This window comes from Klebsiella sp. 141203 (assembly GCF_032601985.1).
Lineage (GTDB): Bacteria > Pseudomonadota > Gammaproteobacteria > Enterobacterales > Enterobacteriaceae > Klebsiella > Klebsiella aerogenes.
Window position 1 is genome coordinate 15,938 of sequence record NZ_JAQIRL010000004.1, and the last position, 17,353, is coordinate 33,290.

The following is a 17,353-nucleotide window of genomic DNA, read 5'->3' on the forward strand; positions in this document are numbered from 1 at the left end:
TCCACAAAGAGAGTCGATCCTAATAAGAGATCACAATAGAACAGATCTCTAAATAAAAGATCTTCTTTTTAATACTCAGGATCCCGGAGTCTTTCTCGAAAGAGCAAAGTTGAGTAGAATCCACGGCCCGGGCTTCAATCCATTTTCAAACCGCGTTATGCGAGGCAGATCACCATGTTTTATCAGGATCCTTTTGACGTCATCATCATTGGCGGGGGTCATGCAGGCACTGAGGCCGCGATGGCAGCAGCGCGAATGGGCCAACAAACCCTGCTTTTGACACACAATATCGACACGCTGGGGCAGATGAGCTGCAACCCGGCGATTGGCGGCATTGGGAAGGGACACCTGGTAAAAGAAGTGGATGCGCTCGGTGGTCTGATGGCGAAAGCGATCGATCAGGCAGGCATTCAGTTTAGGATACTAAACGGCAGCAAAGGCCCAGCAGTCCGTGCGACCCGCGCCCAGGCCGACCGGGTGTTGTATCGCCAGGCGGTACGCACCGCGCTGGAGAACCAGCCGAACCTGATGATCTTCCAACAGGCGGTGGAAGATCTGATTGTCGAAAACGATCGCGTCGTTGGTGCGGTAACCCAAATGGGTCTCAAGTTCCGTGCTAAGTCGGTGGTATTGACCGTCGGCACCTTCCTGGACGGTAAAATTCACATCGGCCTGGACAACTACAGCGGCGGTCGTGCCGGCGATCCGCCGTCGATCCCGCTGTCTCGCCGTCTGCGTGAACTGCCGCTGCGCGTAAGCCGCCTGAAAACCGGTACTCCCCCGCGTATCGACGCGCGCACCATCGATTTTAGCGTGCTGGCGCAACAGCACGGCGATAACCCGATGCCGGTCTTCTCGTTTATGGGATCCGCGGATCAACACCCGCGTCAGGTACCGTGCTATATCACGCATACCAATGAGAAAACCCATGACGTGATCCGTAGTAACCTCGATCGCAGCCCAATGTACGCCGGGGTGATTGAAGGTATCGGCCCGCGTTACTGCCCGTCGATCGAAGACAAAGTCATGCGCTTTGCCGATCGCAATCAACATCAGATCTTCCTTGAACCGGAAGGGCTGACTTCAAACGAAATTTATCCAAACGGTATCTCCACCAGCCTGCCGTTTGATGTGCAAATGCAAATCGTCCGTTCAATGCAGGGAATGGAAAACGCGAAGATCGTTCGTCCTGGCTACGCCATTGAGTACGATTTCTTTGACCCGCGCGACCTGAAGCCGACGCTGGAGAGCAAATACATTCAGGGTCTGTTCTTCGCCGGCCAGATCAATGGTACTACCGGGTATGAAGAAGCCGCCGCGCAGGGTCTGCTTGCCGGTCTTAATGCCGCCCGCTTCTCAGCGGAAAAAGAAGGCTGGGCGCCGCGTCGCGATCAGGCCTACCTTGGCGTGCTGGTGGACGATCTGTGCACACTTGGTACTAAAGAACCGTACCGCATGTTTACCTCCCGTGCGGAATATCGCCTGATGCTGCGTGAAGACAACGCCGATCTGCGCCTGACTGAACAGGGGCGTGAGCTGGGGCTGGTGGATGATGAGCGCTGGGCGCGTTTCAACGAGAAACTGGAAAGCATTGAGCGTGAACGCCAACGCCTGAAAACCAGCTGGGTTAACCCGCTGGCGGAAAGCGCAGCCGAAGTGAACGCTCACCTGACCGCGCCGCTATCGCGTGAAGCCAGCGGCGAAGATCTGCTGCGTCGTCCAGAAATGACCTACGAACAGCTGGTACAGCTTTCTCCGTTCGCACCGGGCCTGCAGGATCAACAGGCGGCCGAGCAGGTTGAGATTCAGGTTAAGTACGAAGGCTATATCGCTCGTCAGCAGGACGAGATCGAAAAACAGCAGCGCAACGAGAATACTTTGCTGCCGGCAACGCTCGATTACCGTCAGGTATCCGGCCTGTCCAACGAGGTTATTGCCAAGCTGAACGACCATAAACCGTCATCGATCGGCCAGGCATCGCGTATTTCCGGAATTACTCCGGCGGCAATCTCTATTTTGCTGGTGTGGCTGAAAAAGCAGGGGATGCTGCGCCGCAGCGCCTGATAGCCGTCAGAGCGCGCAAATTTGGCGGATGCAAAATCAGCGATCGCCTTTATAATTCACAGCCCGGTAGCGTTAGCGCCTCCGGGCTCATTATTTTTAGAAGGTACTCACCGTGCTCAACAAACTTTCTCGTCTGCTGGACGAAGCGGGTATTTCGCTCACCGATCACCAGAAAAATCAGCTGGTGGCTTATGTCGGGCTGCTGGATAAGTGGAACAAAGCCTATAACCTGACCTCTGTTCGCGATCCTAACGAGATGCTGGTTCGCCATATCCTCGATAGCATTATCGTTGCGCCGTATCTACAGGGCTCACGTTTTATCGATGTGGGAACAGGTCCTGGCCTGCCGGGGATTCCGCTGGCTATCGTGCGCCCGGAATCTCATTTCACATTACTGGATAGTCTCGGCAAGCGTGTGCGCTTCCTGCGCCAGGTCCAGCATGAGCTAAAACTCGATAACATCGCGCCTGTGCAGAGCCGTGTGGAAGCGTTTCCCGCAGAGCCGCCGTTTGATGGCGTCATTAGCCGCGCTTTTGCCTCGCTGAACGACATGGTGAGCTGGTGCCACCACCTGCCGGCGGCTGATGGGCATTTCTACGCGTTGAAAGGGCAGGCGCAGGAAAGTGAAATGGCAGACCTGCCAGAAGGTTATCAGGTTTGCGACGTGATTAAACTCCATGTACCCCAGCTGGAAGGGGAGAGACATTTGGTGGTCATTAAGCCAAACGCCTTATAATTTTTATCAAAAAATGTGGAAAAAATGTGGCCTGCGCATGTTACAAAAATCAAAGTTACCTGCGGGTATTATCTGGCCACTTTTAACCTTGTTTTTACTATGGCTTTTCTAGCGTTTAACTTTAGCGTGGTGGTTTACTGGCAGAATAGTCAACTTTGAAAATATCAGGGTGCTAAAAATCGATGAACTGTCAGTTCATATTGATGTTAAATTTTTATTATAAATGTCAATAAAAGGTTTTTATTGTATGTGGGGTTGTTTTACAAAAAGACCTCACTTTTTATCTTGAATATCAAAAAGATGAAAACTTACTGATTCTGTACAGATTTAATTCGATTGCGCCGAAAATGTTTATTATGTGATCTAATGCACGCTTTAATGGCCGCCTTTTCTCATTATTTGCACTTCTGGTTGATCCCTCACTGATTGACGAAATGCATGAAAAATTGCCGCTCAGAAAATAATTAAACATTTATTCACTATTTTGCTACTTAATGTTTGAAATCACGTGTTGTCACCGTATAATTTGTCCGCTTTTTGACGCTTGACTCTTGGTCTTAAAGAACGTTTTATACGACACGCGGCATACCTCGAAGGGAGCAGGAGTAAAAACGTGATGTCTATGTCGCTCGTGAGTCGAAACGTTGCTCGAAAGCTTCTGTTTATTCAGTTACTGGCAGTAATAGCAAGTGGACTGCTGTTCAGCCTCAAAGACCCCTTCTGGGGCATCTCCGCCATATGCGGAGGTTTGGCAGTCGTTTTGCCAAACGCGTTGTTTATGATTTTTGCCTGGCGCCATCAGGCGCATACACCAGCACAAGGCCGAGTGGCCTGGACCTTCGCCTTCGGTGAAGCATTCAAGGTGTTGCTGACCTTCGCCCTACTGGCGATGGCGCTGGCGGTTTTTGAAGTGGTATTTTTGCCGCTGATAGTGACGTGGGTTTTGGTGCTGGTGGTACAAATTCTGGCTCCAGCTGTAATTAACAACAAAGGGTAAAAGGCATCATGGCTTCAGAAAATATGACGCCGCAGGATTACATAGGACACCATCTGAACAACCTTCAGTTGGACCTACGTACATTCTCGCTGGTGGATCCGCACAACCCCCCAGCCACCTTCTGGACGCTCAATATTGACTCCATGTTTTTCTCGGTGGTTCTCGGTCTGCTGTTCCTTGCCATGTTCCGTAGCGTTGCTAAGAGAGCGACCAGCGGCGTACCAGGGAAATTCCAAACCTTCATCGAAATGATCATCGGCTTCGTCCATGGCAGCGTCAAAGACATGTACCATGGCAAGAGCAAGGTCATCGCGCCGCTGGCGCTTACCGTGTTCGTCTGGGTATTCCTGATGAACCTGATGGACCTGCTGCCAATCGACCTGATTCCTTATATCGGCGAACACATTTTCGGCCTGCCTGCACTGCGCGTGGTTCCGTCTGCTGACGTGAACATCACCCTGTCGATGGCGCTTGGCGTGTTCATCCTGATTATTTTCTACAGCATCAAAATGAAAGGCGTTGGTGGGTTCGTTAAAGAACTGACCATGCAGCCGTTCAATCACTGGGCGTTCATTCCTGTCAACTTAATCCTTGAAGGGGTAAGCCTGCTGTCCAAACCGGTTTCTCTCGGTCTGCGACTGTTCGGCAACATGTATGCCGGTGAGCTGATTTTCATTCTGATTGCTGGTCTGTTGCCGTGGTGGTCACAGTGGATTCTGAATGTGCCTTGGGCCATTTTCCACATCCTGATTATTACGCTGCAAGCCTTCATCTTCATGGTTCTGACGATTGTCTATCTGTCGATGGCATCCGAAGAGCATTGATTTTTACCAACACTACTACGTTTTAACTGAAACAAACTGGAGACTGTCATGGAAAACCTGAATATGGATCTGCTGTACATGGCTGCCGCTGTGATGATGGGTCTGGCGGCAATCGGTGCTGCGATCGGTATCGGCATCCTCGGGGGTAAATTCCTGGAAGGCGCAGCGCGTCAACCGGATCTGATTCCTCTGCTGCGTACTCAGTTCTTTATCGTTATGGGTCTGGTGGATGCTATCCCGATGATCGCTGTAGGTCTGGGTCTGTACGTGATGTTTGCTGTCGCGTAGTAAGTTGTTCGAAAGAAACCTAAGCCACAGAGTTAATTTAAGAGGTATTGTGCTGTGAACATGAACGCAACAATCCTCGGCCAGGCCATCGCGTTTGTTATCTTCGTATGGTTCTGCATGAAGTACGTATGGCCGCCGTTAATGGCTGCCATCGAAAAGCGCCAGAAAGAAATTTCTGACGGTTTAGCTTCTGCAGAACGCGCTAAGAAAGATTTGGACCTTGCACAGGCCAACGCGACCGACCAGCTGAAAAAAGCGAAAGCGGAAGCCCAGGTAATCATCGAGCAAGCGAACAAGCGTCGCTCTCAGATTCTGGACGAAGCTAAAGCTGAAGCAGAACAGGAACGCACCAAAATCGTCGCACAGGCGCAGGCTGAAATCGATGCCGAACGTAAACGTGCTCGCGAAGAACTGCGTAAGCAGGTTGCTATCCTGGCTGTTGCTGGCGCCGAGAAGATCATCGAACGTTCCGTGGATGAAGCTGCTAACAGCGACATCGTGGATAAACTTGTCGCTGAACTGTAAGGAGGGAGGGGCTGATGTCTGAATTTGTAACGGTAGCTCGCCCCTACGCCAAAGCAGCTTTTGACTTTGCCGTCGAACACAAAAGTGTTGAGCGCTGGCAGGATATGCTGGCGTTTGCCGCTGAAGTGACTAAAAACGAACAAATGGCAGAGCTTCTCTCCGGTGCCCTGGCGCCGGAAACGCTCTCAGATGCGTTTATCGCTATCTGCGGCGAGCAACTCGACGAAAATGGTCAGAACCTGATTCGGGTGATGGCTGAAAATGGTCGTTTGAAGGTGCTCCCGGATGTTCTTGAGCAGTTCATTCACCTGCGTGCGGCCAGCGAGGCCATCGCAGAGGTAGATGTTATTTCTGCCAACCAACTGAGTGAAGAACAGCTTGCGAAGATCTCCGGCGCGATGGAAAAGCGTCTGTCACGCAAAGTTAAGCTGAATTGCAAAATCGATAAGTCTGTTATGGCAGGAGTTATCATCCGTTCGGGTGATATGGTCATTGATGGTAGCGTACGCGGCCGTCTTGATCGCCTGGCAGACGTCTTGCAGTCTTAAGGGGACTGGAGCATGCAACTGAATTCCACCGAAATCAGCGAACTGATCAAGCAGCGCATTGCTCAGTTCAATGTTGTGAGTGAAGCTCACAACGAAGGTACTATTGTTTCTGTAAGTGACGGTGTTATCCGCATCCACGGCCTGGCCGATTGTATGCAGGGTGAAATGATCTCCCTGCCGGGTAACCGTTACGCTATCGCACTGAACCTGGAGCGCGACTCCGTTGGTGCGGTTGTGATGGGTCCGTATGCTGACCTCGCCGAAGGCATGAAGGTTAAGTGTACTGGCCGTATTCTGGAAGTTCCGGTCGGTCGTGGTCTGTTAGGCCGCGTGGTGAACACCCTGGGTGCGCCAATTGACGGTAAAGGTCCTGTTGAGCACGATGGTTTCTCGCCAATCGAAGTTATCGCTCCGGGCGTTATCGATCGTCAATCCGTAGACCAGCCGGTACAGACCGGTTACAAATCTGTTGATGCCATGATTCCAATCGGCCGTGGCCAGCGTGAGCTGATCATCGGTGACCGTCAGACCGGTAAAACCGCGATGGCAATCGATGCGATCATCAACCAGCGTGATTCCGGCATCAAATGCGTATACGTAGCTATCGGCCAGAAAGCGTCCACCATCTCTAACGTGGTGCGTAAACTGGAAGAGCACGGCGCGCTGTCCAACACTATCGTTGTTGTGGCTACCGCTTCTGAATCTGCTGCACTGCAATACCTGGCGCCGTATGCCGGTTGCGCAATGGGCGAATACTTCCGCGACCGCGGTGAAGATGCGCTGATCGTTTACGATGACCTGTCTAAACAGGCTGTTGCTTACCGTCAGGTTTCCCTGCTGCTCCGTCGTCCGCCAGGACGTGAAGCATTCCCGGGCGACGTGTTCTACCTCCACTCCCGTCTGCTGGAGCGCGCATCCCGCGTTAACGCGGAATACGTTGAGAAGTTCACCAATGGTGAAGTTAAAGGTAAAACCGGCTCCCTGACTGCGCTGCCGATTATCGAGACGCAAGCTGGTGACGTTTCCGCATTCGTTCCGACCAACGTAATTTCCATTACCGATGGTCAGATCTTCCTGGAAACCAACCTGTTCAACTCCGGTATTCGTCCGGCGGTAAACCCGGGTATCTCCGTATCCCGTGTTGGTGGTGCTGCTCAGACCAAGATCATCAAGAAACTGTCCGGTGGTATCCGTACCGCGCTGGCGCAGTATCGTGAACTGGCTGCGTTCTCTCAGTTCGCATCCGATCTGGACGAAGCGACTCGTAAGCAGCTGAGCCACGGTCAGAAAGTGACCGAACTGCTGAAACAGAAACAGTATGCACCTATGTCTGTAGCACAGCAGGGCCTGGTACTGTTCGCTGCTGAACGCGGTTACCTCGAAGATGTGGAACTGGCGAAAATCGGTAGTTTCGAAGCCGCTCTGCTGGCTTACGTTGACCGTGACCACGCTCCGCTGATGCAAGAGATTAACCAGACCGGTGGCTATAACGACGAGATCGAAGGCAAGCTGAAAGGCATCCTCGACTCCTTCAAAGCAACCCAGTCCTGGTAAAGTCTGGCGGCTTGCCTTAGGGCAGGCCGCAAGGCATTGAGGAGAAGCTCATGGCCGGCGCAAAAGAGATACGTAGTAAGATCGCAAGCGTCCAGAACACGCAAAAGATCACCAAAGCGATGGAGATGGTCGCCGCCTCCAAAATGCGTAAAACGCAGGATCGCATGGCGGCCAGCCGTCCATATGCAGATACTATGCGCAAAGTGATTGGTCACCTTGCGAACGGTAATCTGGAATATAAGCACCCGTACCTGGAAGAACGCGACGTTAAACGCGTGGGCTACCTGGTGGTGTCGACCGACCGTGGTCTGTGCGGTGGCTTGAACATTAACCTGTTCAAAAAACTGCTGGCGGATATGAAAGCATGGTCCGATAAAGGCGTTCAGTGCGACCTCGCAATGATCGGCTCTAAAGGCGTGTCTTTCTTTAACTCCGTGGGCGGCAATATTGTGGCCCAGGTGACCGGTATGGGTGATAACCCGTCCCTGTCCGAACTGATCGGCCCGGTAAAAGTGATGTTGCAGGCCTACGATGAAGGCCGTCTGGACAAGCTTTACGTTGTCAGCAACAAATTTATTAACACCATGTCTCAGGCTCCGACCATCACTCAACTGCTGCCGTTACCGGCTTCAGAAGATGATGATCTGAAACGTAAGTCCTGGGATTACCTGTATGAGCCCGATCCGAAAGCGCTGCTGGATACCCTCCTGCGTCGTTATGTGGAATCTCAGGTTTATCAGGGCGTGGTAGAAAACCTGGCCAGCGAGCAGGCCGCCCGTATGGTGGCGATGAAAGCCGCGACCGATAATGGCGGCAGCCTGATTAAAGAGCTGCAGTTGGTATACAACAAAGCTCGTCAGGCCAGCATTACTCAGGAACTCACCGAGATCGTCTCGGGGGCCGCCGCGGTTTAACCAGGTTATTTCGTAGAGGATTTAAGATGGCTACTGGAAAGATTGTCCAGGTAATCGGCGCCGTGGTCGACGTCGAGTTCCCTCAGGATGCCGTACCACGCGTGTACGATGCCCTTGAGGTACAGAATGGTAATGAGAGCCTGGTGCTGGAAGTTCAGCAGCAGCTCGGCGGTGGCGTAGTTCGTGCTATCGCCATGGGTTCTTCCGACGGTCTGCGTCGTGGTCTGGAAGTTAAAGACCTCGAGCACCCGATCGAAGTCCCGGTAGGTAAAGCGACTCTGGGCCGTATCATGAACGTCCTGGGTCAGCCGATCGACATGAAAGGCGACATCGGCGAAGAAGAACGTTGGGCTATCCACCGCGCGGCGCCTTCCTATGAAGAGCTGTCCAGCTCTCAGGAACTGCTGGAAACCGGTATCAAAGTTATCGACCTGATGTGTCCGTTCGCTAAGGGCGGTAAAGTTGGTCTGTTCGGTGGTGCGGGTGTAGGTAAAACCGTAAACATGATGGAGCTGATCCGTAACATCGCGATCGAGCACTCCGGTTACTCCGTGTTTGCGGGCGTAGGTGAGCGTACTCGTGAGGGTAACGACTTCTACCACGAAATGACCGACTCCAACGTTCTGGATAAAGTATCCCTGGTTTACGGCCAGATGAACGAGCCGCCGGGAAACCGTCTGCGCGTTGCGCTGACCGGCCTGACCATGGCTGAGAAATTCCGTGACGAAGGTCGTGACGTTCTGCTGTTCGTCGATAACATCTATCGTTACACCCTGGCCGGTACCGAAGTATCTGCACTGCTGGGCCGTATGCCTTCAGCGGTAGGTTATCAGCCGACTCTGGCGGAAGAGATGGGCGTTCTGCAGGAACGTATCACCTCCACCAAAACCGGTTCTATCACCTCCGTTCAGGCGGTATACGTTCCTGCGGATGACTTGACTGACCCGTCCCCAGCAACCACCTTTGCGCACCTTGACGCAACCGTGGTACTGAGCCGTCAGATCGCGTCTCTGGGTATCTACCCGGCCGTTGACCCGCTGGATTCCACCAGCCGTCAGCTGGATCCGCTGGTTGTTGGTCAGGAACACTACGACACCGCGCGTGGCGTACAGTCCCTGCTGCAGCGTTATCAGGAACTGAAAGACATCATCGCCATCCTGGGTATGGATGAACTGTCTGAAGAAGATAAACTGGTGGTAGCTCGCGCTCGTAAGATCCAGCGCTTCCTGTCCCAGCCGTTCTTCGTAGCAGAAGTATTTACCGGTTCCCCGGGCAAATACGTTTCGCTGAAAGACACCATCCGTGGCTTTAAAGGCATCATGGAAGGCGAATACGATCACCTGCCGGAGCAGGCGTTCTACATGGTCGGTTCCATCGAAGAAGCCGTGGAAAAAGCCAAAAAACTTTAACGCCTTAATCGGAGGGTGATATGGCAATGACTTACCACCTGGATGTCGTCAGCGCAGAGAAACAGATGTTCTCTGGCCTGGTCGAGAAAATCCAGGTAACGGGTAGCGAAGGTGAGCTGGGTATTTTCCCGGGTCACGCGCCGCTGCTCACCGCCATTAAGCCTGGTATGATTCGCATCGTTAAACAGTTCGGTCACGAAGAGTTTATCTATCTGTCCGGCGGCATTCTTGAAGTGCAACCGGGCAACGTGATCGTTCTGGCCGATACGGCAATTCGTGGTCAGGATCTCGACGAAGCGCGAGCCCTGGAAGCGAAACGTAAAGCGGAAGAGCACATCAAGAGCTCTCACGGCGACGTGGATTACGCTCAGGCGTCCGCGGAACTGGCCAAAGCGATCGCTAAACTGCGCGTTATCGAATTGACCAAAAAAGCGATGTAACACCGGCTTGAAAGCTAAAAGCCAGTCTGGAAACAGACTGGCTTTTTTTATGCTTAATACGACAGCGGTGACGTCGGACAAAACACACTCCCCCTTAATTGTTATTGATTAGTTAAATGATGAAGCGTAGACTGATTTTTGTGATGCAAATCACAAAAAAAACACTGTCAAACCGCACCTGCAATCTGGAAATCATCATGAAACTGTTCCACAAAATCATCGCCAAATTTAGCGCCCTGAGCTTCTGATCGCCGCGCTACCGTCCTGCTTTCACGCACTATCGCTCATCAAAACGACAACACATGCGATGTGAAACAACGGAAAAGAGGTCACCCGAGGGTGGCCTCTTTGCTTTTTATGCCTCTCTTTAACCACTTTCCAGCCCAAACTCATTGACCTTTCCCGCCCGGGACAGGCTAAAATTCTGTCAGGTTATAAACTTACGGTTTATCAGCGACAACGGTAAACACTGCTTTATTCAGGTAACAAAAAAACAGCAAAAGCAGTGAGATAGAAGGCCATTCTCCTCACTATCATCGTTTTTCAGCGTTAAACTGATTTGCGATGGTGAAAAATAGCGCCCTAAAATGGTGTATAGCATTGAGCCTGGACGTTTTCTCCGCGTCTCGTTTCATGATGAAAAATATGTAGCAATTTCAACGTGAAAGGCTTTTACTTTTCGTTCTAACAGCTGTCAGGATGCGTATGTCAAACAGTGCGATGAGCGTGGTTATCCTTGCCGCAGGCAAAGGGACCCGCATGTATTCCGATCTTCCTAAGGTGCTGCATACTCTGGCCGGGAAGCCAATGGTTCAGCACGTCATTGATGCGGCTAAAGATTTAGGCGCTGCCGCGGTACACCTGGTGTACGGCCACGGCGGCGATCTGCTGCGTCAAACGCTGCATGAAGATAACCTCAACTGGGTGCTGCAAGCAGAGCAGCTCGGTACCGGCCATGCGATGCAGCAGGCGGCGCCGTTCTTCAATGATGATGAAGATATCTTGATGCTCTATGGCGATGTGCCGCTGATTTCGGTTGAAACGTTACAGCGCCTGCGCGCCGCAAAACCGCAGGGCGGTATTGGCCTGTTAACGGTGAAGCTGGATGATCCAACCGGTTATGGGCGCATCACGCGTGAAAATGGCCAGGTAACAGGCATCGTTGAGCATAAAGACGCCAGCGAAGCACAGCGCCAGATTCAGGAGATCAATACCGGGATTCTGGTTGCTAACGGCGCGGACCTGAAACGCTGGTTGGCGAAGCTCACTAACAATAACGCCCAGGGCGAATACTACATCACCGATATTATCGCGATGGCCCATCAGGAAGGTCATGAGATCGTTGCGGTGCATCCTCAGCGTCTGAGCGAAGTTGAAGGGGTGAACAACCGCCTGCAACTCGCGCGTCTGGAACGAGTATATCAGTCAGAGCAGGCGGAAAAGCTGCTGCTGGCGGGCGTGATGCTGCGCGACCCGGCGCGTTTCGATCTACGCGGCGTGCTGAAACACGGGCGCGATGTCGAAATTGATACTAACGTTATTCTGCAAGGTCATGTCGTGCTGGGCGATCGCGTGAAGATCGGCGCCGGCTGCGTCATCAAAGACAGCGTCATCGGTGATGACTGCGAAATCAGCCCGTATAGCGTGGTTGAAGATGCGCAGTTGCAGGCCGCCTGCACCATCGGCCCGTTTGCGCGTCTGCGTCCGGGGGCTGAGCTGCTGGAAGGCGCTCACGTCGGCAACTTTGTCGAAATGAAGAAAGCGCGTCTGGGCAAAGGTTCGAAGGCAGGTCATCTCTCCTACCTCGGCGATGCTGAAATTGGCGACAACGTTAATATCGGCGCGGGTACTATCACCTGTAACTATGATGGCGCAAATAAGCATAAAACGATCATCGGCGATGATGTGTTTGTCGGTTCTGATACGCAACTGGTCGCGCCGGTCAGCGTTGGTAATGGCGTGACGATTGCCGCGGGCACCACCGTCACGCGTAATATTGCTGACAACGAACTGGTGTTAAGTCGCGTGCCGCAGGTCCACAAACAGGGCTGGCAGCGTCCGGTGAAGAAAAAGTAGTGATTAGATTGTCGCCGGGTGAGAGATCGCCCGGCGAACCAGGATGAGAGGATCAATATAGGTCCCCGTCCGCAAGCAGTACCATAAAAATAACCCCACTCTCTACAAGGCTCGGGGCGCCCGTAAAGGGCAAATACAGGTCAGCGACAACGCATGGCATATCGCCATTATCAGGAAATTTAACTATGTGTGGAATTGTTGGCGCAGTCGCGCAGCGTGATATTGCTGAAATCCTTCTCGAAGGTTTACGTCGTCTGGAATACCGTGGCTATGACTCTGCCGGTCTGGCTGTGGTCGATAACGAAGGTCATATGACCCGCGTTCGTCGTCTCGGTAAAGTTCAGATGCTGGCGCAGGCGGTAGAAGAGCAACCGTTACACGGCGGTACCGGGATTGCCCATACCCGCTGGGCGACGCACGGCGAGCCGTCTGAGAGCAATGCGCATCCGCATGTTTCTGAACACATTGCGGTGGTCCATAACGGGATCATCGAGAACCATGAGCCGCTGCGCGTCCTGCTGCAGTCCCGCGGCTATGTCTTCGTCTCTGAGACCGATACCGAAGTTATCGCGCATCTGGTGCACTGGGAGCTGGAACAGGGCGGCACTTTGCGTGAAGCCGTGCTGCGCGCAATCCCGCAGCTGCGCGGCGCCTATGGTACGGTGATCATGGATACCCGCGATCCGGGGACGCTGCTAGCGGCACGTTCAGGCAGCCCGCTGGTCATTGGCCTGGGCATGGGCGAAAACTTTATCGCTTCTGACCAACTGGCGCTGCTGCCGGTGACCCGCCGCTTTATCTTCCTCGAAGAGGGCGATATTGCCGAAGTTACCCGTCGTACGGTGGTGATTTTCGATAAATCCGGCGCGGAAGTGAATCGCCAGGAGATCGAATCTAATCTGCAGTATGACGCCGGTGATAAGGGGATTTATCGCCACTATATGCAGAAAGAGATTTACGAGCAGCCGAACGCGATTAAGAACACCCTGACCGGGCGCATCAGCCATGGCGAGGTCGATCTCAGCGAGCTGGGGCCGAATGCCAACGCGCTGCTGTCGCAGGTTGAGCATATCCAGATTGTTGCCTGCGGAACCTCGTATAACTCCGGGATGGTCTCCCGTTACTGGTTCGAAGCGTTAGCCGGTGTGCCGTGCGATGTCGAAATTGCTTCGGAATTCCGCTACCGCAAATCCGCGGTGCGCCGTAACAGCCTGATGATCACCCTCTCCCAGTCCGGTGAGACGGCGGATACCCTGGCGGCGCTGCGCCTCTCTAAAGAGCTTGGCTATCTGGGTTCGTTGGCTATCTGCAACGTTCCGGGCTCCTCGCTGGTGCGCGAGTCCGACCTGGCGTTGATGACCAAAGCCGGTACCGAAATCGGCGTGGCATCGACCAAGGCCTTTACCACTCAGCTGACCGTGCTGTTGATGCTGGTGGCGAAACTGGCGCGTCTCAAGGGCCAGGATGCGGCTATCGAGCAGGATATCGTGCATGGCCTGCAGGCGCTGCCGAACCGTATCGAGCAGATGCTGTCGCAGGATAAGCGCATCGAACAGCTGGCGGAACGTTTCTCCGATAAGCAGCACGCGCTGTTCCTTGGCCGCGGCGATCAGTACCCGATCGCGCTGGAAGGGGCGCTGAAGCTGAAAGAGATCTCCTACATTCATGCTGAAGCTTATGCGGCGGGCGAGCTGAAACACGGTCCGCTGGCGCTGATTGATGCCGAAATGCCGGTCATCGTTGTGGCGCCGAACAACGAATTGTTGGAAAAACTGAAATCCAATATTGAAGAAGTTCGCGCCCGCGGCGGTGAACTGTACGTCTTCGCCGATGGAGACGCCGGTTTCAGCGGCAGCGACAACATGCACATCATCGAGATGCCGCATGTCGAAGAGGTGATTGCGCCGATCTTCTTTACCGTGCCGCTGCAGCTACTGGCTTATCATGTTGCGCTGATCAAAGGCACCGACGTTGACCAGCCGCGTAACCTGGCGAAATCGGTGACCGTAGAGTAACGGTCTATACGACTGAATCAGGCAGTGAAATCTGTAAATCCGGTAGTGTTAATGAAACACTATCGGATTTTTTATATCCAGCTCACACTATGTTTATTTATTTTTTCCAGAATTGAATTTCTCTTCGTAAATTATAAAGATGGTTCACATGTAAAGATAATTAGCGATGCCGCAGGATTACAGAAAGAAAGTTTTTAAAGCAATAGACTATATCAACGATCATCTTTGTGTTAATCCAACGCTGGATGAAATAGCGAGTGAAGTAGCGGTATCAAGTTTTCATTTTCACCGAATCTTTAAAGCTCAGGTTGGGGAAACGGTGGCTGCTTTTACTCGCCGTCTGCGAATGGAAAAGGCGGCCATGCATTTGATTGAATCTCCATATGGCGATATCACCGGTCTTGCTTTGCAGATCGGATTTTCCAGTTCGCAAAATTTTGCTAAAGCTTTTCGTCAGCATTTTTCACTCACCCCCGGTGAGTTTCGTCGTCGTTTTGCGAGACAAGAGAAAAGCAAACCTGGAAACGTCAGTATTGTAGAAAGCGACTATTCTCAATCCGACGCGATGTTGAGCACATGGAATGATGCTGGTTTTATCGCGGCTGGCGTGGAATATTTACCGGCAGTGCGCCTGGCATATATGCGGCGATTCGGCCTGTATGGGAAAGAGACGTGCCAACAAACGCACGCAGACCTGTTAGCACTGTTTCCTGATACGCCATTGCAGCCCGGAGGAATGATTTGCCTCTATTGGGATTCGCCAGAAGTTACACCGGAGTTACGTTGCCGCACCGATGTGTGCGTAGAACTCGCTGGCAGTGTAAAAACCGGGCGAGAAATTGCCGTACAGACGCGAGCGAGTGGGCGGTATGCCATTTGTAAGTTTGCTGTTTATGGGGAAGATTTGGATACCGCCTGGGATATCGCATTTGCTTGGGTTAATACTCAGGGTTATTTAAAAGGCGATAGCCCGTGCTATGAAAAATATTATCCAGAAACGGATGTCTCTCGCGATTATTATGTTTTCGATATTGGTATTCCTTTGAAAAACACACCAGCTGAATAACATTTTATAACTATTGATTTGGTCTTTATTGGCAAACGCAACGGAGTTATTAATGAAACGCTCAATGCTTTATCTGGTGTGTGCACTGGCGATGTCTCCTTTTTCAGTTTATTCTCAGCAAGATAATAAAATAATTATATATGGTGGGGACATTTATAGCGCTGATGCGTCAAATCCGCATCCTGAAGCTATTGGTATTGAAGGGGAAAAAATCGTTGCCGTTGGTAAATACCAGGACGTCCTTAAACTAGTTGGTGAGCATGCCCGGCAAATCGATCTAAAAGGTCGGTATCTGATGCCTGGATTGGTTGATACCCATGCCCACGTCGCTAATGCTGGTTTTCAGACGCTAACGCTGGAATTCCCCGGCGGCTTGCAGGATGCCGCAGCAGTGCGTGCTTTCGTCGCTAAAAATAAAGATAATCCGCAGCGCGATCTGCATGGTGTGCAGTACTACAGTAATGTGCCGTTGGATTACTGGGATCGAATTAGTCTGCTAGATAGCGTATTCAATGCGCCGGAATATAAAAATACGCCGGTGGTGTTGGGTGGCGCTGACGCCCATACCGGCTGGGCTAATCAGGCAATGCTACGTAAAGCGGGTTTAACAACGGAAAAATTCCGACATGCGGATAGCGCTTTTAAAGCGGGAACGGGATTGACAGCTGACGGTAAAATCAGCGGTTTTGTCACTGAAGGCGCGTGGGATTTCGTGATGAATGCCATCCCTGCCGTTGATGACGAGACATTATCCCGCGCCATTATTGCGGGAGCGGATGCCATGAACCAGTTCGGCATTACTGCCTGGATGGATCCGCTAAGCAATATTCGCCCATTGTCACCGATGTTTGACGCCAGCCCTAATCGCAACGATGTAGGCTTGCTTCCAGCATACTCGGCGTTGGCTAAGGCCGATAGGCTAACCGCCCATGTTAGCGGCCTGGCGTTGGTGAATATTAATGCCGGGCCTTCAATTATTGACGATGTGTTAGCGCTGCGCGATAAATTCTCTCAAAGCCCTGATTTCAGGCTGGCGGGGATTAAGATCTTTCAGGACGGTGTCATTGAATACCCTTCACAAACGGCGAAACTGAGCCTGCCTTATTTGAATCGTCCAGGCTATCGCGGCAGCGAATCGTTAAATAAAACCAGGTTCTGTCAGCTGATTACCCGTACGGATGCCGAGCATCTGATCGCGCATTTTCATGCGATCGGCGATCGCGCTGTTGAAGAATCGCTGGATGCCGTAGCTTGTGCCCGAAAAGCCAACGGTAATAGCGAGACGCTACATAGCATCACCCATCTGGAAGTGGTCAGCCCGCAGAGCTACCCTCGTTTTCAGCAGCTTAATGTTGCGGCCTCGATGCAGCTATTATGGGCCGGTAAGGATGGTGATGGCGCCACGACAACCTTACTGGAGGGCAAGGTACCTGCACCTCTGTTAACTCATCTTTATCCGGCAGGCGATCTGTACCGTCACCATGCATTGATTGCCGGCGCCAGTGATTTACCGGTGTCCAGCGCGAACCCGCTATTGGCTATTTACACGGCCGTCACGCGCAGGGGGGAGTTGGGCGAGCTACCGCCGGATAGTGAGAAAATTAGTCGGGAGGCGATGCTTCAGGCCTATACTTTGAATGCGGCGAAGGTGATTGGCCGGGGAGATGAAATAGGTTCGCTGGCCGTAGGCAAAAGCGCCGATTTTGCACTTTTCGATCGCAATCTTGAAAAAGTGAGTATTGAGGAGTTGCGTGACGCGAAGGTCGTCTGGACGATGTTTGAGGGCCGTCAGGTTTATCAAGCGGAGTGACGTCATTTCAGGGCTGCCTCCCGGCAGCCTTTTAAGAGATGAAGTAAAATCCGCTTCCCTGCTTTATGACAGACTGTCATTTTCGAA

At 52.4% G+C, this 17,353-nt stretch carries 15 protein-coding genes; all 15 read left to right on the forward strand.

Annotated elements, in window-relative coordinates; translation table 11 throughout:
* The first annotated feature begins 174 nt into the window (after window positions 1-174).
* The 15 genes from mnmG to PGR29_RS16615 all read left to right on the forward strand — a co-directional run bounded on the left by mnmG (window position 175) and on the right by PGR29_RS16615 (window position 17,266).
* Window positions 175-2,064: a tRNA uridine-5-carboxymethylaminomethyl(34) synthesis enzyme MnmG gene (mnmG, locus tag PGR29_RS16545; protein WP_015369000.1), complete on the forward strand. Its 1,890-nt coding sequence runs from the start codon at window positions 175-177 to the stop codon at window positions 2,062-2,064.
* Window positions 2,065-2,176: 112 nt separating this feature from the next.
* Window positions 2,177-2,800 (forward strand): 16S rRNA (guanine(527)-N(7))-methyltransferase RsmG, encoded by a 624-nt coding sequence (gene rsmG / locus PGR29_RS16550; RefSeq protein ID WP_087858861.1) that lies wholly within the window; start codon window positions 2,177-2,179, stop codon window positions 2,798-2,800.
* Window positions 2,801-3,416: 616 nt separating this feature from the next.
* Complete coding sequence (atpI, locus tag PGR29_RS16555; RefSeq protein ID WP_015703918.1) at window positions 3,417-3,797, forward strand: F0F1 ATP synthase subunit I; 381 nt, start codon at window positions 3,417-3,419, stop codon at window positions 3,795-3,797.
* Between the two features lie 8 nt (window positions 3,798-3,805).
* Window positions 3,806-4,621 carry a F0F1 ATP synthase subunit A gene (atpB, locus tag PGR29_RS16560; RefSeq protein ID WP_015369004.1) on the forward strand — a complete coding sequence of 272 codons (816 nt, stop codon included), beginning with the start codon at window positions 3,806-3,808 and terminating at the stop codon, window positions 4,619-4,621.
* Window positions 4,622-4,669: 48 nt separating this feature from the next.
* A complete protein-coding gene (gene atpE, locus PGR29_RS16565) occupies window positions 4,670-4,909 on the forward strand; it encodes a F0F1 ATP synthase subunit C (RefSeq protein ID WP_000429386.1) in 240 nt (79 codons plus the stop codon).
* 54 nt (window positions 4,910-4,963) lie between these two features.
* The gene (gene atpF, locus PGR29_RS16570; protein ID WP_004107293.1) at window positions 4,964-5,434 is read left to right on the forward strand and encodes a F0F1 ATP synthase subunit B; all 471 of its coding nucleotides are present in this window, start codon (window positions 4,964-4,966) and stop codon (window positions 5,432-5,434) included.
* A 14-nt stretch (window positions 5,435-5,448) separates the two neighbouring features.
* The gene (gene atpH, locus PGR29_RS16575; protein WP_015369005.1) at window positions 5,449-5,982 is read left to right on the forward strand and encodes a F0F1 ATP synthase subunit delta; all 534 of its coding nucleotides are present in this window, start codon (window positions 5,449-5,451) and stop codon (window positions 5,980-5,982) included.
* Between the two features lie 12 nt (window positions 5,983-5,994).
* Window positions 5,995-7,536: a F0F1 ATP synthase subunit alpha gene (atpA, locus tag PGR29_RS16580; RefSeq protein ID WP_015369006.1), complete on the forward strand. Its 1,542-nt coding sequence runs from the start codon at window positions 5,995-5,997 to the stop codon at window positions 7,534-7,536.
* A gap of 50 nt (window positions 7,537-7,586) precedes the next feature.
* Entirely contained in the window at window positions 7,587-8,450 is an 864-nt protein-coding gene (gene atpG, locus PGR29_RS16585) for a F0F1 ATP synthase subunit gamma (protein WP_015369007.1), read from the forward strand.
* A 26-nt stretch (window positions 8,451-8,476) separates the two neighbouring features.
* A complete protein-coding gene (atpD, locus tag PGR29_RS16590; RefSeq protein ID WP_015369008.1) occupies window positions 8,477-9,859 on the forward strand; it encodes a F0F1 ATP synthase subunit beta in 1,383 nt (460 codons plus the stop codon).
* 20 nt (window positions 9,860-9,879) lie between these two features.
* Window positions 9,880-10,299, forward strand: a complete 420-nt coding sequence (locus PGR29_RS16595) for a F0F1 ATP synthase subunit epsilon (protein ID WP_015703917.1) — start codon at window positions 9,880-9,882, stop codon at window positions 10,297-10,299.
* 705 nt (window positions 10,300-11,004) lie between these two features.
* On the forward strand, window positions 11,005-12,375 hold the full coding sequence (gene glmU, locus PGR29_RS16600) for a bifunctional UDP-N-acetylglucosamine diphosphorylase/glucosamine-1-phosphate N-acetyltransferase GlmU (RefSeq protein ID WP_015369010.1): 1,371 nt from the start codon (window positions 11,005-11,007) through the stop codon (window positions 12,373-12,375).
* Window positions 12,376-12,560: 185 nt separating this feature from the next.
* Window positions 12,561-14,390 carry a glutamine--fructose-6-phosphate transaminase (isomerizing) gene (gene glmS, locus PGR29_RS16605; RefSeq protein ID WP_087858862.1) on the forward strand — a complete coding sequence of 610 codons (1,830 nt, stop codon included), beginning with the start codon at window positions 12,561-12,563 and terminating at the stop codon, window positions 14,388-14,390.
* A gap of 166 nt (window positions 14,391-14,556) precedes the next feature.
* Window positions 14,557-15,456, forward strand: coding sequence for an AraC family transcriptional regulator (locus tag PGR29_RS16610; protein WP_087858863.1), 900 nt, complete (start codon window positions 14,557-14,559; stop codon window positions 15,454-15,456).
* A 52-nt stretch (window positions 15,457-15,508) separates the two neighbouring features.
* On the forward strand, window positions 15,509-17,266 hold the full coding sequence (locus PGR29_RS16615) for an amidohydrolase (RefSeq protein ID WP_316424928.1): 1,758 nt from the start codon (window positions 15,509-15,511) through the stop codon (window positions 17,264-17,266).
* Window positions 17,267-17,353 lie beyond the last annotated feature (87 nt).

Coding starts and splice junctions, on each gene's coding strand:
- mnmG (WP_015369000.1), top strand. CDS start 175: ATGTTTTATCAGGATCCTTTTGACGTCATCATCATTGGCGGGGGTCAT.
- atpI (WP_015703918.1), top strand. CDS start 3,417: ATGTCTATGTCGCTCGTGAGTCGAAACGTTGCTCGAAAGCTTCTGTTT.
- atpB (WP_015369004.1), top strand. CDS start 3,806: ATGGCTTCAGAAAATATGACGCCGCAGGATTACATAGGACACCATCTG.
- atpE (WP_000429386.1), top strand. CDS start 4,670: ATGGAAAACCTGAATATGGATCTGCTGTACATGGCTGCCGCTGTGATG.
- atpH (WP_015369005.1), top strand. CDS start 5,449: ATGTCTGAATTTGTAACGGTAGCTCGCCCCTACGCCAAAGCAGCTTTT.
- atpA (WP_015369006.1), top strand. CDS start 5,995: ATGCAACTGAATTCCACCGAAATCAGCGAACTGATCAAGCAGCGCATT.
- atpG (WP_015369007.1), top strand. CDS start 7,587: ATGGCCGGCGCAAAAGAGATACGTAGTAAGATCGCAAGCGTCCAGAAC.
- atpD (WP_015369008.1), top strand. CDS start 8,477: ATGGCTACTGGAAAGATTGTCCAGGTAATCGGCGCCGTGGTCGACGTC.
- PGR29_RS16595 (WP_015703917.1), top strand. CDS start 9,880: ATGGCAATGACTTACCACCTGGATGTCGTCAGCGCAGAGAAACAGATG.
- glmU (WP_015369010.1), top strand. CDS start 11,005: ATGTCAAACAGTGCGATGAGCGTGGTTATCCTTGCCGCAGGCAAAGGG.
- glmS (WP_087858862.1), top strand. CDS start 12,561: ATGTGTGGAATTGTTGGCGCAGTCGCGCAGCGTGATATTGCTGAAATC.
- PGR29_RS16610 (WP_087858863.1), top strand. CDS start 14,557: ATGCCGCAGGATTACAGAAAGAAAGTTTTTAAAGCAATAGACTATATC.
- PGR29_RS16615 (WP_316424928.1), top strand. CDS start 15,509: ATGAAACGCTCAATGCTTTATCTGGTGTGTGCACTGGCGATGTCTCCT.